We start from the raw sequence: 13,986 nt of genomic DNA on the forward strand, positions 1-13,986 counted from the left end.
TTAGATGAACTTCGCGGAGTTCGGGTCCCACGTGACGTTCTGAATCAGGCCCGCCTGGTTCGCGATATTGCCATCACCGGTTCCCCTCTCGAGACACTTCCGTGTGCTCCTCGGTTCGTAGTACGCGTGATCGTAGAAACACGCAGTCGAGCTGTTGCCGTTGTTGTACCAGGAGTCAGCCGTGTTGCCCGCCGTGATCGAGGTGCCACGGTAGTTGTAGTTCGACATGTTCCCGACGTAGAACTCGAACCAGAGCAGTGCGCCGTAGTTGCCATTCGTGTTGTAGCTCGGGTCGTCCCACACGCAGGCGGTTCCCGAATCGCAGTAGTCCTGCGGCGCGGCACTCGCCGGAGCCGCGAGGCCGAAGATGGCGCCGGCGGAGGCGAGCGCGGCGACGAGCCAAGTGGCGAGGCGCCTGCGGATCGAAGTCCTCTGAGACATGCTGTGTCCTCTCGTATTGCTGACGACCCGTGTGATCGCGGGTCATACGGCTTGTTTGCCGACCCAGCGGTTCTGTGACTTCCGAACGGACTTGTCACACATTCGGCGCGTCGGCAAACAATGGGTACGTGAGGCGGGGTTCGGGTGGACGCGCGCGTGCAGAAGCGCGCGGGCGATTCGTGGACCTCTATCGCGAGCGGTATCGGACGATCCTCACGACGATCGAGCACCGCGTGAGCAGTTTCGAGACGGCGGAGGACCTGACGGAGCACGTGTTCACCCTCGCCTGGGAGCGACTACAGGCCGGTGATGGCGTCGACCTGAGGTGGTTGTATACGACGGCACGGAACGTCGTCGGGAACGAGTATCAGAGGCGACAGCGCCAACTCGCGCTGCTGGAGAAGGCCGGTGAGAACATCATCACCGTTCCCAGCGCCGACAGCGAGGATCAACTCTCGGAGGTGCGTCGGCGAATCCGGAATCTCGACGACGAGCAGCGGGAGCTGATCTACATGGCGTATTGGGAGGAACTCACGGGAGACGAGATCGCGCAGATCCTCGGCTGCACACCCGCCACGGCGCGCAAGCGCCTGCAGCGGGCGCGAAAAGCGGCCGGCGCCGCGCTGGAAGACCTGCGACAACCGATGGAGGTGACACATGAATGACGTTGACGACCTGATCCGCCAGGCGAAGCCCGGAACGAGCCGTCGCGATCTCCCGCTGACGGACCGCGCGGAGGAGAGTCTGCGCCGGATCCTCGCGGCGGAGAACGAGGTCGAGCGCGAGCCCGTGAGGCGACGTCGAGCACGGCGGCGTCCGCGCTGGCGCGCGACGTCGCTCGCCCTCGGCGCCGCCGCCGTGCTGATCGTCGCCATCTTCGCGCCGGGCATCAGTCCGTCTCCGCAGCAGACCGCGGTCGCCGCGACGCCGCCGTTGCTCGCTGCATCTTCTGTGCCCGAGACTGCGCAAGCGGAACTTGAGAAGCTTGCGAGTGTCCGCGCGCAAAGCGAACCGATCAAGGCACCGGATCCTCCATTCACGATCCAGAGTCATTCGTGGCAGCTCGATGGCTACTACGGACACGATGTCGTTGCGCCGACCGTCACCGAAGAGCAGTTCTTCGCCGACGGCCACGTGCAGCGTTGGGACTACGTGGGCGAGCCGCTCACGGGCCCTGATGCTGACAAGCTCCCCGCTCCCGGCACTCTCCTCGAGGAGTACGACTCCCGCACCGGGATGTACGCGGGCCGAACGCTCGGCGACCCGTTCCCGACGGATCCTGACCTCATCGCCGATCACCTCGCGTTCATGCTGGACGAGGACGGCCCATCGACCGTCTTCTACTTCGGAGCCGTCACGACACTCATCAACGACCGCATCCCGTCGGCTGCCGAGGAAGCCGCGGCTCTCCGCTTCCTCGCCGGGCTCGATGGGATCACCGTCGAGGGAGAGGTCACCGACCGCCTCGGTCGCGACGGCATCGCCTTCAGCGCGAACGACCGCGGGGACGGCAGCGACAAGACGCTGCTGATCGTCTCGCCCGACACGGGCAAGATCCTCGCCACCGAGACGATCTACATCGGCGATACCCGCACCGATATCGAGTCGCCCGCGGTCATCCACTACGCAGCATGGGAGCGTCAGTAGGAGTCCACCTCGTACACAACGACGCCATTTTTCTCACCACCGACCCGTGGAACCGGTCTCAGGGACGAGTCGGGCAAATTCTGGCGTCGTTGTGCAGGAGCACCTCCGTGCGCAGACAACACAACGCAGTCGATCCGGCGCACGCGGGGCCAAGAAGGGCTGTTCCAGGCTGTGCGGGCCGAAATTGACTGCGTTGTGTTTCCGAGAATCCAGCCTCAGCGGCCGAGGGCCTCGCGGAGGCGGGTGGCCGCCTCGTCCAGGTCGCGCTGGAGGGCGTCGACCAGGTCCGAGGACAGCGTCCCTCCGCGTGCGACGTGCGTGCGCAGATCGGCGCGCACCGTGCCGCGGAACGCGTTCAGCGCAGTCTCGGCGCGCGCCTGCTGCGCGCGGGACGCCTGGCGCGGATCCTCCTGCGGCGGCTCTTCCTCGGTCTGCGCGTTCGATGCCGCGGCGAGATCGGCCCGCAGGCTCTTCATCGCCTCACGCACGTTCTGGCGTACGCCGTCGGCGATGATCCGCACCGAGTCGGCCAGCCCGTCCTGGATACCCTCGATGTCCTCGGCGCGCTCGCGCACCTCTGCTCGGCCGGCGTCGGTGATCTCGTACGTCGTCGTGCGCCCCTCGGTCGTCTTGATGACGAGGCCCTCGTCCTCAAGCTTCGCGAGGCGCGGGTAGATCGTGCCAGCGCTCGGGGTATACGTGCCTCCCGTGCGTTCGGAAAGTGCCTGCATGATGCCATAGCCGTGCAGCGGCTTCTCGTCGAGCAGACTCAGCAGGTAGAGCCGCAGATCGCCGTGACCGAAGACGGGGGCCATCAGTTCTGCTCCTCGCGGGCGGTCGGCCACTGGACCTCGTCGTCGACCGAGGGCGCGGGCGCGCGCCCCCCGCGCCGCAGCACGGTGACGTCTCCGCCGACCGAGTTCGCACGCACATCGGCGAACATGCCCGACAGGACGCCCGCGTGACCCGCGTGGTTCCGCGAGCGCGCGACGCCGTCGACCTGCACGCGGCCGCTCAGCGTGTGGATGCTGTAGCTCGCGGCGTAGTCGTCGTCGAGTCGCAGCGTCGTCGCGCCCGAAACCGTGTTCAGGCTCGCCTCCTGCAGCGGCCCCGTCGCGTCGATGAAGACGGCTCCGGACACAGTGTTGACGTCGGTCTTCGACACCTCGCCCGAGACGGCGATGTCGCCCGAGACCATGTCGCTCGAGAACGCCCCGACGAGCCCGCGCACCTGCACATCACCCGACACCGCGTGGGTGTTGAGATCGCCCGTCATGCCGTCGACGAGCACGTCGCCCGAGACGGCGTTGATCGTCGCATCGGCCTCCAGCCCCGCGACGAGCGCGTTCGCCGAGACGACGGCGAGCGACAGCTCGATGCTGCGCGGCACGGCGACGCTGATCTCGGCGCGCGGCCCGGAGGATCCGAAATGCCCGAACGCCTTGAGGAAGTTGTCCCAGCGCAGCTGCGGATGGTCGATCTCGAGCTCGGTGCCGGTGACCTCGATGCGCAGCTCCTTCGCCGCGACGCTGTGCACCTCGACGCGCACGTGCGCCTCGTCGTGCCCGATGATGTCGATCTGCCCGCCGACCAGCGCTGTCTTGAGGCGCGTGACGTCGGCGACGTCGATCACGCGCGCCTCACCCGGCTGGATGATCCATTTCTCCTGCACCATGTTCGTCCCCCTTGTTCTGCCGGACCCCCGGCATGGTTTCGAGATATAACTCGAGTTAAACACGATGTATCGCGTCTGGCCATCGTGCTCGACGAACTCACAGGAACGACCGCTTGACCTTGACGCAACGTCAACTTCTACCGTGGAGTGCACCACGACGGGAGAAGCGGATGAACGAGATGTCGATCCAACAGGTCGCGCGCCTCACGGGCACGACCAGCCGGACGTTGCGTCACTACGACCAGATCGGGCTGCTGCGCCCGAGCCGCACGGGTGCGAACGGCTATCGCCGATACGGATCCGCGGAGCTCGTGCGCCTGCAGCGGATCCTGCTGCTGCGCGAGCTGGGCCTCGGACTGACGCAGATCGCCGACGTTCTCGGGCATGAGGCGGACGAGTCCCGCGCCCTGCGCACGCACCTGACGTGGCTCAGCACCGAACGCGACCGCATCGACCGGCAGATCGCCGCCGTCGAGCAGACGGTCGCACGAATCGAGAGAGGGGAAGATCCCATGGATCAGAACATGTTCGACGGCTTCGACCACACGCAGTACAAGGACGAGGTCACCGAGCGCTGGGGCGCCGACGCGTACAGGCAGGGCGACGCCTGGTGGCGGGGTCTGGACGACAATGAGCGCGCGGGATTCCAGCGCACCACCCGCGAGCTCAGCGAGGCATGGACCCGCGCGGCCGAGGCGGGAACGGATCCCGCATCTGAGGAGGCGCAAGCTCTCGCCGAGCGCCATGTCGACTGGCTGCGCTCGATCCCTGGAACGCCGGCGCAGGATCCGGCGCAGCTGGGCGCCTACGTACGCGGTCTCGGCGATATGTACGTTGCCGACCCGCGGTTCGGGAAGAACTACGGCGGCGCGGAAGGAGCGACGCTCGTACGCGATGCGCTGCACGCGTGGGCCGACCGCCGCGCGTGAAACACAACGCAGTCGATTCGCACCCCAGGCAGCTCGATCTCCGCGAAACGGCGGGGATCGACCAGCCCGATGTGGCCGAATTGACTGCGTTGTGGTGCGGCCGCCCGCGGGCGGAGTAACGTCGGCACCATGACGTCCGATCTCCGTCCTGATTACAGCCTGCGACAGAGCCTGCGCACCGCGATCCTCATCGGCAGCATCATCTCGCTGGTGTTCGGCGTCGTGATGCTCGTCTGGCCCGTCAAGTCCGCGGTCGCAGTGACGATCCTCGTCGCGATCTACGCGATCATCGGCGGGTTGCTGCACCTCGCGTACGGCTTCTTCTCCCGCGGCACCGGCGGGTGGACCCGAGCCGGGCTCATCGTGCTCGGTCTCGTGTTCCTCGCGGCTGGCGTGGTCTCATTCCTGAATCTGGGCGAGACGACGCTCCTTCTCGCGGTGATCGTGACGACCTTCATCGGCATCGCCTGGATCATCGACGGCGTCGTCGCCCTCTTCTCGCTGGGCGTCGCCGACACGGCATGGCCGGGAGCGGAACGACCCCACAAGGGCTGGACGATCGCTTACGGGATCATCGGGATCCTCGCCGGCGCGTTCGTCATCTTGTCGCCCGCATTCACGGCGCTCTGGCTGTGGATCTTCCTCGGGGCGACGCTGGTCGTCCTCGGCGTCATCGGCATCGTCCGCGCCGCAACGCTCGAGAAGTAGTCAGGCGCGCCGGGCGGCCCGGCGCGCCTTCCACCATGCCCAGAAACGCTCGAGCCGCACGCGCAGCGCGTGCGCGAGTCGCTGCGCCCAGCCGAACTCGGTGGCGAGCACCGCGAGTCCGCCGAAGACGATGAGCCACCCCGGGCCGGGCAGGGGAACGATGATGAGCCCGAGGATCACGAGCACAGTGCCGATCAGGCCAACAAGGGTCCGATAGGCGAGGTCGACCCAGCGATTGCGCGCGATCGCGCGGCGCACGGCTCGGCCGGCCCGGACGAATGCGCGGGGACGCGGCGGATCCGCGGCCTCATTCTGCCGCCCGCGCGCGGGCGCCTCGCGGATCTCGACGACCTGGATCGTGTCGGGTGTCATGTCCCGACGCTAACCGGGGCCGCTTCCGAAGGGGATCCGGATGTCCCGAGAATCTTCGATGAGACGCGTCAGGACCCCTGCGTCGCCGCGACCCATTCGAGGTACTCGTCCGTGACCGTGCCGGTCACATAGCGACCGTCGAAGCAACTCATGTCGAGATCATCGAGCGTGACGCCGCCTGCCGCCGCGCCCTCGACGATCGCCGCCCGCAGATCCTCGATCTCCTGGTAGACGAGATGATCGGCGCCCAGCTCATCCCGGATTTCGGGGATCGTGCGACCGTGCGCGATGAGCTCCGTCGCCGAGGGCATGTTGATGCCGTAGACGTGCGGAAAGCGCACGGGCGGCGCTGCCGAGGCGAACGACACCGTCTCGGCGCCCGCGTCGCGCGCCATCTGGATGATCTGCCGGCTCGTCGTGCCCCGCACGATCGAGTCGTCGATCAGCAGCACCTTCTTGCCCCGGAACTCCGTCGACATCGTGTTGAGCTTCTGTCGCACGCTCTTCTTGCGCGCGGCCTGCCCCGGCATGATGAACGTGCGACCGACGTAGCGATTCTTGTAGTACCCCTCGCGGTAGTCGATGCCGAGCACGCGGGCGACCTCCATCGCCGCGGGCCGCGCCGAGTCGGGGATCGGCATCACGACGTCGATCTCGCCCTCGGGGATGTGCTTCGCCACCGTCGCGGCGAGCTTCTCGCCCATGCGGAGTCGCGACTCGTAGATGCTCTGCCCGTTCATGACCGAGTCGGGGCGCGCGAGGTAGACGTACTCGAAGGAGCACGGGGCGAGGATCGGATCGTCCGCGCACTGCTCCGAGAACAGCTCCCCGTCGTTCGTGATGAACACGGCTTCGCCGGGCGCAACCTCGCGGACGACCTCGTAGTCGCCGTTCTCGAGCACGAGCGACTCGCTCGCGACCACCCATTCATCACCCGCGAGACCCGCCGTGCGGCGGCCGAGAATGAGGGGGCGAATCCCGTGCGGGTCGCGGAACGCGAGCAGCCCGTAGCCCGCGATGAACGAGATGACCGCGTATGCGCCCTCGATCCGCCGGTGGGTCCGGGCGACGGCCTGGAAGATGCGCTCGGCGTCGAGGTCGACGGTGCTCGTCGTCGCCTGCAGCTCGCTCGCGAGCACGTTGAGCAGCAGCTCGGTGTCGCTTGACGAGTTGAGGTGACGCCGGTCGCGGCTCTCCATCTCGACGGCGAGCTCACGCGTGTTCGTCAGATTGCCGTTGTGGATCAGCGTGATGCCGTACGGGGCGTTGACGTAGAAGGGCTGAGCCTCCTCTTCGCTCGACGCCGTGCCCTTCGTCGCGTAGCGCACGTGTCCGAGGCCGACATTGCCCAGCAGCGATCGCATGTCGCGCGTGCGGAAGGCCTCGCGCACCATGCCGTTGTTCTTCGCCATGTGCATGACGCCGTTCGCCTCGGTCGTGGCGATGCCCGTGGCATCCTGGCCCCGGTGCTGCAGGAGCAGAAGTGCGTCGTAGATGTCCTGGTTGACGTGGCCGCGACCGACCACTCCGACGATGCCGCACATGGGTGGGTTACTTCGCTCCGTCCGCGTATGCGCCGACGAGCCGGACGGCGCCGCCGTCGACCCCCTTGGCGCCCTGCTCGTAATCGTCTCCGGTGGCCTCGCCGGCCTCGACGACGCCCGCCTGCCAGGCCGGGATCCCATCTCCCGCGAGGGCGTCAACCGCAGCGTCGACCTGGTCGGGCGACACCACGGCGAAGAATCCGACGCCGAGGTTCCAGGTTCCCTCGGCCTGCTCGAGGCTCGTGCCGGCAACATCGCTCAGCGTGCGGAACACGGGGCTCGGGCTCCAGGTCGATCGATCGACATCGACCCGCGTCCCCTGGGGCAGCACCCGCGCGAGGTTCGCCGCGATCCCGCCGCCCGTGACGTGACTGAGCGAGTGAACGGATCCGGGCAGCGCCTCGACGAGCCGCAGGAGCGGAGATGTGTAGAGCCGCGTCGGCTCGAGCAGCGCCTCGCCCCACGTGGCGCCGAGGTCGTCGGCGCGATCGCCGTAGCCGAGCCCGGCGTTCTTCAGGATGTGGCGCACGAGCGAGTAGCCGTTCGAGTGGATCCCGCTCGAAGCGAGCGCGAGAACCGCATCGCCCGGCTGCACGAGGTGCGCGCCGAGCATGTCGTCACCCTCGACCACGCCCGTCGCGGCGCCCGCGACGTCGTAGTCGTCCGGCCCGAGGAGCCCCGGGTGTTCGGCCGTCTCGCCGCCCACGAGCGCCGTCCCCGTGGCGCTGCACGCTTCGGCGATGCCGCGCACGATGTCGGCGATCCGCTCCGGGACGACCTTGCCGCACGCGATGTAGTCGGTCATGAAGAGCGGCTTGGCGCCCATCACGACGATGTCGTCGACAACCATGCCGACGAGATCCTGGCCGATCGTGTCGTGCTTGTCGATCGCCTGCGCGATCGCGACCTTCGTCCCGACGCCGTCGGTGCTCGTCGCGAGCAGCGGGCGGCGGTACTCCTTGAGGAAGCTCGCGTCGTACAGACCCGCAAATCCGCCGACGCCGCCGAGGACCTCGGGCCCCTGCGTCGCGCGTACGGAGGATTTCATGAGCTCGACCGCGAGGTCGCCTGCCGCCGTATCGACGCCGGCCTCGGAGTAGGTGGACCGGGGCGCCTCAGCGGACGAAGAGGGGGAAGTCACGGCTCCAGGTTACCGGCTGGTGATCGAGGCGCTGATCAGCGCTCGTCGATCTGATCGACCCGGACGGTCGCGTGCCGCAACTTGCGCGACACGGCCTTGTCGAGGATCAGGGCGAGGATCATCATGAGGGCGATCCCGGCGGGGACGCACCACAGGAGAATGAAGCCGAACGCCTGCGTCTGGGAGTAGCTCACCTCGGTGAACGGGCTCGGATGGCTCGTCCCGTCGAAGACCGTCGTGAGGATGAGCGCGGCAACGATGCCGAGCGCCACACCAAGGGCGGTGAAGGTGCCGTACTTCGGCGAGCGCCGGATACTCACGGACGACTCGGGGACGCGGGTCACGTGCGGCGCGCCCTCGACGGCCTCGCCCGAGCGCTGATCACTCTTCCCGTCCATGGCCCCATTGTCGCACCCGAACACTGTGAAGGATCGGGACGTTCGCTCACCACCTCACGGGAAGAAGGTCCGAGATGTCAGCGCGCGTCCCGGATGCGGTGATGCGCCCGGCCGCGACCTGCTCGGCCCACGTCGTCGCGCCCGTCGCGAGCGCGACCCACGTCCGCGGATCCGTTTCGACGACGTTCGGCGGCGTTCCGCGCGAGTGGGCCGGCCCCTGGATCACCTGCACGGCACCGAACGGCGGCACGCGCACCTCGACGCTCTTCCCCGGCGCCCGCTCCTCGAGCAGCTGGAGCAGATAGCGCACGGCAGTCGCGAGCTCGGCTCGCGCGGGGGACGGTGCGTCCTGGACTGCGCGGACGGCATCCCGCCCGTCGGCAGTGTCGATCTTCCGGGGCATGGGCCCATCTTCCCGCGTCGGACCTGCACAACGACGCCAATTCCTGGCCTGACCACCCCGACACGCCGCACTCGGGACCTCGCTGCACAGAATTGGCGTCGTTGTGCAGAGCGGCACGCCGACACCGCCGCCGGTCAGCGGCCCGCGATGCGGGGCGGATCGAACGCCTCGACGGGCGGGAGCTCGCCGTCGAAGCGCTCGACCTCGACCAGGGTCGTCTGGGCGGTGGATCCCTGCGCGAGCTTCGACGTGCCGCGATCAGCCGTGAGCACGTTCGGGTTCCCATGCCGCTCGATTCCCGTGACCGGATCCGGGTCGAACCAGGCGCCCGTCGGCAGCACGACGACGCCGGGCGCCACCGCATCCGTCACCGTCGCGCCCGCGAGACAGGATCCGCGGGCGTTGCGGATCCGCACGATGTCGCCTTCACGGATGCCGCGCGCGGCCGCGTCTGCCGCCGACAGCCGGCAGGCCTCGCGGCCCCGGATCTTCGCGGCACGGCTGACGGATCCGCCGTCGAGCTGACTGTGCAGCCGCGTCGACGGCTGATGCGAGATGAGGTGCAGCGGATGCTCCCCGGCGTTCTCCCACTCGCGCGGCGGCATCCACGTCGGATGCCCGCCGCAATCGTCGTAGCCGAAGCCGTCGATCGTCTCGGAGAAGATCTCGATCCGGCCGCTCGGCGTGCCCAGCGGCTCGCCCGCGCGAAGCCGAGCGAGCGGATTCCGCGGGGTGATGCGGGGCAGCTCGACGGATCCGCTGTCCCAGAACTCCTCGAAGGGCGGCAGCTCCAGGCCGATGCCGGCCGCCGACGCGCGCCCGGCGTCGTACATCTCGCGCAGCGCGTCGTCGACCGTGCGGTACGGCGCCTCGACGCCGAGCGCGGCCGAGAGCCGCCGGAAGATCTCGGCGTCGTCGAGCGCCTCACCGAGGGGATCCACGGCGCGCTTCATCGCGACGATCCAGCCGTCGCTCGACGTCGCCGCGATGTCGTCACGTTCGAGAGACGTCGTCGCGGGCAGCACGATGTCGGCATGCTTGGCGGTCGGCGTCCACCACGGCTCGTGAACGATCACCGTGTCGGGCCGCTGCCACGCCGCGGAGAGACGACCGAGATCCTGGTGATGATGGAACGGGTTTCCGCCCGCCCAGTAGATGAGGTGGATCTCCGGATAGGTGCGCCGTTCGCCGTCGAAGTCATAGGATCCGCCGGGCTCCTCGAGCGCGTCGACGATGCGGGCGACCGGGATCTCGCGCCCCGCGAGCGGGTTGGCGCCCTTCGTGAGCGACGGCGGCCGGAAGCGCTGCGACGCGGATCCGATGCCGTCGGTCGAACCGAAGCCGAACGCGAAGCCCTCCCCGGGCCGGCCGATCCCGCCGAGCATCGCCGCGAGGACGACCGTCATCCAGTACGGCTGTTCGCCGTGCTCTGCCCGCTGCAGCGACCACGTCGTCGTGATGAGGGTGCGGGTGACGGACATGTCTCGGGCGATCCCCCGGATCCTCTCGGCCGCGATGCCCGTGATGCCCGCGGCCCACTCCGCATCCTTCGCGACGCCGTCATCCTCGCCCGTCAGGTAGGACGCGAAGCGGTCGAACCCCGTCGTATAGGCATCGAGGAACGCGCGATCGTGACGATCTTCGACGAGGAGCGTGTGGGCGAGGCCGATGAGCAGCGCAACATCGGTTCCGGGGCGGATCGGCTGCCACTCCACGCCGTCCGGTGCCTCGTCGCGGATCGGGTTGACGTTGATCCCCCGCACCCCCGCGGCGAGCGCCCGCGCGAGCCCCCGCGCACCGCGATGCGCGCCGACTCCTCCCGAGTCGACCTTCATATTGCGGGTCGGCACGCCGCCCAGCATGAGCCACGTCTCAGTGTGCTCCGCGATGTCCTCCCAAGAGTGCGAGTCGCTCGTGTTGGCGTCGAAGCCGAGCACGCGCGGCAGGATGACCGAGGAGGCGCCGAAGCTGTAGGTGCCGACGTGGCTCGTGTATCCGCCCGTCGCCGAAAGGAAGCGCGCCAGCTGCGTCTTCGCGTGGTGGAAGCGTCCGGCGCTGGCCCAGCCGTAGGATCCGCCGAAGATCGCCTCGGATCCGTGCTCCGCACGCACTCGGGTGAGCTCGCGCGCGACGAGATCGATCGCCTCGTCCCACGAGACCTCGACGAACTCGTCCCGGCCGCGCGGCGATTCGGCTCGAGATCGGCCCTCGAGCCACCCGCGGCGGACCGCCGGGCGCGCGACGCGATTGGGAGCGTGGACGACGTCGGCCACGGATCCGAGCAGATCGACGGGGTCGGGATCCCCTTCGAAGGGAACCGCCTCGACGACGCGACCGCCCTCGACGCGCGCCCGGAAGGCACCCCAGTGGGCGCTGTGCATGACCGATTCCGTTGCCCCACTCATGTCTCCATTGTCCGCCCCACCCCACCCCGCGCTGTCCCTGATGCACAACGACGCCAATTCGGGCGTCCGGAGACAGAAAGCGCGGCGTGTCGCACGGTTCCGGCGAAAAATGGCGTCGTCGTGCAGCGCGGGTACCCTGGACGCGTGAAGATCCTCGTCCTCGGCTCCGGCGCACGTGAGCACGCCCTCGTCCTCGCCCTCCGCTCCGACAGCGAGCGCCACGAGATTCTCGCGGCTCCCGGAAACGCGGGGATCGGACGCCATGCGACACTCGTCGACGTCGACATGCTCGACCCGCGCGCCGTCACCGAGTTCGCCCAGGAGAACGACGTCGACCTCGTCGTGATCGGGCCCGAGGCACCGCTCGTCGAGGGCGTCGCCGACGCCCTGCGGGAGCGCGGGATCCCCGCCTTCGGACCGGGGAAGCAGGCGGCGCAGCTCGAGGGATCCAAGGCCTTCGCGAAGCGGATCATGCAGAACGCCGGCGTTCCGACGGGGCGCGCCACGCACGCCCACACGATCGCGGAGACGGTCGCGGCGCTCGACGAGTTCGGCGCTCCCTACGTCGTCAAGGCCGACGGGCTCGCGGCGGGCAAGGGCGTCATCGTCACCGACGACCGCGACGCCGCCCTCGCACACGCCGAGACCTATCTGCCGAAGGGTTCCGTCCTCGTCGAGGAGTTCCTCTCGGGCCCCGAGGTCTCGCTCTTCTTCCTCAGCGACGGCGACACCGTGCGTCCGCTGACGCCCGCGCAGGACTTCAAGCGCGCCCTCGACGGCGACGAGGGCCCGAACACGGGCGGCATGGGTGCCTACTCGCCCCTCCCCTGGCTCGCCGACCGCTTCGGCAGTGTGCAGGGCTTCGTCGACGAGGTGACCGAGCAGATCGCGAAGCCCGTCGTCCGCGAGCTCGACCGCGACGGCTCGCCGTTCATTGGCCTGCTGTACGCGGGTCTCATCATCACCGAGCAGGGCGTGCGGGTTATCGAGTTCAACGCCCGTTTCGGAGACCCCGAGACGCAGATCGTGCTCCCGCGCCTCACGACGCCCCTCGCGGGCCTGCTCATGGCGGCGGCGAACGGCACGCTCGAAGACGAACCCGCCCCGAGCTTCCGCGACGACGTCGCCGTGACGGTCGTGCTCGCGAGCGAGGGGTACCCTGCGTCGTCGGTCACGGGCCGCGAGATCACCGGCCTCGACGACGCCGAGAGCATCGAGGGCGTGCACGTCACCCACGCCGCGACCGCACACGACGGCGACCGCCTCATCGCCACGGGCGGCCGCGTGCTCAACGTCGTGGCGCTCGGATCCACCTTTGCCGAGGCCCGCGAACGCGCCTACGCGGCGATCGACCGCATCGGCCTCGAGGGCGGACAGTTCCGCACCGATATCGCGGCCCGCGTGGCGTAGCGGATCAGGGGTTGTACCGGGCGAACGCGAAGCGTGCGGCCGCGATCGTCAGGGTCACGAGCAGACCGACACTCGCTCCGGCGGCGGCGAGCAGGAACACGATGCCGATGAAGCGCAGCGTCTCCTTCTCGCCGCTCGCCTGCTCCCACAACCAGAGGGATGTGAGCACGGCAAGGCCGAACGCCATCGTCGGCAAGAGCACCCACGGGCGCCGGAACAGCCGGAATCGGTGATGCAGGAACCCACCCACCCCGACGACGGCCGCCGCCGACACTGCCCAGAAGATCGGCAACGCGAAGACGCCGAGGTAGAGCAGCCCGAACACGACGTCGGGCCACACGATCGTCACGACGGGCCCGATCGGGAACGCGACCGCCCACATCGCGAACAGGGCGATCCAGGTGCCCCACGGGCGCAGGCGACGGGGCGTCTCGGTCGGCGTCGGATCGCTCATGTCGCGACGCTATCGAAGGCGCGCTCCGCTCTGTCCACCCCCGACCCGCGCCTGTGGATAAGTCGGTACCCTGACGCCATGGAGCTCACGGGCGTCGAGAACTGCGGCAACTCGCCAAAGAACACCCTGCTCGCCGAATGGGAGGGGGCGCTCGCCGTCGGCGACGAGAACGGGGTGCGGGTGGTCCTGACGGCTGACGTCGTCCTCGAGATCGGCGCGCGCACGCTCAGCGGCATCGAGGAGGTGACCGCCGAGCTCCTTCGGATCCGGGGCGACCTCACCCGCGCCCACCTCGACATGGCCGTCACGCACGGCAAGGAGGGTGCCGCGGGCGGATCCTGGACCCGCGGATCCGACACGACGCACTTCGCGCACCTTTTCCGCTTCGCGACCGCCAAGGGCACGGCGCTGAGCTGGATCCGTGTCGTGCACGCGTAGCGGTGCCGTCGCCATAATGGA

Annotated in this window: 16 protein-coding genes; 6 read left to right on the plus strand and 10 right to left on the minus strand. The window is 68.8% G+C overall.

Annotated elements, in window-relative coordinates:
• Positions 1 to 441, minus strand: coding sequence for a hypothetical protein (locus C0012_RS09705; protein WP_110589790.1), 441 nt, complete (start codon positions 439 to 441; stop codon positions 1 to 3).
• A 128-nt stretch (positions 442 to 569) separates the two neighbouring features.
• Between C0012_RS09705 and C0012_RS09710 the strand changes: the two genes are divergently transcribed.
• Entirely contained in the window at positions 570 to 1,106 is a 537-nt protein-coding gene (locus C0012_RS09710) for an RNA polymerase sigma factor (protein WP_162621913.1), read from the plus strand.
• Positions 1,099 to 2,088 (plus strand): CU044_5270 family protein, encoded by a 990-nt coding sequence (locus C0012_RS09715; RefSeq protein ID WP_110589792.1) that lies wholly within the window; start codon positions 1,099 to 1,101, stop codon positions 2,086 to 2,088. The genes C0012_RS09710 and C0012_RS09715 overlap by 8 nt, the downstream gene beginning before the upstream one ends.
• 215 nt (positions 2,089 to 2,303) lie before the next feature.
• Here C0012_RS09715 and C0012_RS09720 read toward each other — a convergent pair whose 3' ends face one another.
• Together C0012_RS09720 and C0012_RS09725 are read right to left on the minus strand one after the other, a co-directional pair.
• Positions 2,304 to 2,903: a PadR family transcriptional regulator gene (locus C0012_RS09720; protein ID WP_110589793.1), complete on the minus strand. Its 600-nt coding sequence runs from the start codon at positions 2,901 to 2,903 to the stop codon at positions 2,304 to 2,306.
• Entirely contained in the window at positions 2,903 to 3,763 is an 861-nt protein-coding gene (locus C0012_RS09725) for a DUF4097 family beta strand repeat-containing protein (RefSeq protein WP_110589794.1), read from the minus strand. The genes C0012_RS09720 and C0012_RS09725 overlap by 1 nt, the downstream gene beginning before the upstream one ends.
• Before the next feature lie 170 nt (positions 3,764 to 3,933).
• Here C0012_RS09725 and C0012_RS09730 point away from each other — a divergent pair, with 170 nt between their 5' ends.
• Entirely contained in the window at positions 3,934 to 4,692 is a 759-nt protein-coding gene (locus C0012_RS09730) for a MerR family transcriptional regulator (RefSeq protein ID WP_110589795.1), read from the plus strand.
• A 129-nt stretch (positions 4,693 to 4,821) separates the two neighbouring features.
• The gene (locus C0012_RS09735; RefSeq protein WP_110589796.1) at positions 4,822 to 5,400 is read left to right on the plus strand and encodes an HdeD family acid-resistance protein; all 579 of its coding nucleotides are present in this window, start codon (positions 4,822 to 4,824) and stop codon (positions 5,398 to 5,400) included.
• Here the strand turns inward: C0012_RS09735 and C0012_RS09740 are convergent, their stop codons facing one another.
• The 6 genes from C0012_RS09740 to C0012_RS09765 all read right to left on the minus strand — a co-directional run bounded on the left by C0012_RS09740 (position 5,401) and on the right by C0012_RS09765 (position 11,663).
• Positions 5,401 to 5,772 carry a TIGR02611 family protein gene (locus C0012_RS09740; RefSeq protein WP_110589797.1) on the minus strand — a complete coding sequence of 124 codons (372 nt, stop codon included), beginning with the start codon at positions 5,770 to 5,772 and terminating at the stop codon, positions 5,401 to 5,403. It abuts the gene before it with no gap.
• 68 nt (positions 5,773 to 5,840) lie between these two features.
• A complete protein-coding gene (purF, locus tag C0012_RS09745; RefSeq protein ID WP_110589798.1) occupies positions 5,841 to 7,316 on the minus strand; it encodes an amidophosphoribosyltransferase in 1,476 nt (491 codons plus the stop codon).
• Positions 7,317 to 7,323: 7 nt separating this feature from the next.
• The gene (gene purM / locus C0012_RS09750; RefSeq protein ID WP_110589799.1) at positions 7,324 to 8,457 is read right to left on the minus strand and encodes a phosphoribosylformylglycinamidine cyclo-ligase; all 1,134 of its coding nucleotides are present in this window, start codon (positions 8,455 to 8,457) and stop codon (positions 7,324 to 7,326) included.
• A 35-nt stretch (positions 8,458 to 8,492) separates the two neighbouring features.
• Positions 8,493 to 8,855: a potassium transporter Trk gene (locus C0012_RS09755; protein ID WP_232527873.1), complete on the minus strand. Its 363-nt coding sequence runs from the start codon at positions 8,853 to 8,855 to the stop codon at positions 8,493 to 8,495.
• Between the two features lie 46 nt (positions 8,856 to 8,901).
• Positions 8,902 to 9,258 (minus strand): sterol carrier family protein, encoded by a 357-nt coding sequence (locus tag C0012_RS09760; RefSeq protein ID WP_110589800.1) that lies wholly within the window; start codon positions 9,256 to 9,258, stop codon positions 8,902 to 8,904.
• A gap of 134 nt (positions 9,259 to 9,392) precedes the next feature.
• Positions 9,393 to 11,663 carry a molybdopterin-dependent oxidoreductase gene (locus tag C0012_RS09765; RefSeq protein ID WP_110589801.1) on the minus strand — a complete coding sequence of 757 codons (2,271 nt, stop codon included), beginning with the start codon at positions 11,661 to 11,663 and terminating at the stop codon, positions 9,393 to 9,395.
• Positions 11,664 to 11,807: 144 nt separating this feature from the next.
• Between C0012_RS09765 and purD the strand changes: the two genes are divergently transcribed.
• Positions 11,808 to 13,073, plus strand: coding sequence for a phosphoribosylamine--glycine ligase (gene purD, locus C0012_RS09770; protein WP_110589802.1), 1,266 nt, complete (start codon positions 11,808 to 11,810; stop codon positions 13,071 to 13,073).
• A 4-nt stretch (positions 13,074 to 13,077) separates the two neighbouring features.
• Here the strand turns inward: purD and C0012_RS09775 are convergent, their stop codons facing one another.
• Positions 13,078 to 13,527, minus strand: coding sequence for a hypothetical protein (locus C0012_RS09775; RefSeq protein WP_110589803.1), 450 nt, complete (start codon positions 13,525 to 13,527; stop codon positions 13,078 to 13,080).
• 78 nt (positions 13,528 to 13,605) lie between these two features.
• Between C0012_RS09775 and C0012_RS09780 the strand changes: the two genes are divergently transcribed.
• A complete protein-coding gene (locus tag C0012_RS09780) occupies positions 13,606 to 13,965 on the plus strand; it encodes a hypothetical protein (protein WP_110589804.1) in 360 nt (119 codons plus the stop codon).
• Positions 13,966 to 13,986 lie beyond the last annotated feature (21 nt).

It is taken from the genome of Microbacterium suaedae (assembly GCF_003254645.1).
GTDB lineage: Bacteria > Actinomycetota > Actinomycetes > Actinomycetales > Microbacteriaceae > Microbacterium > Microbacterium suaedae.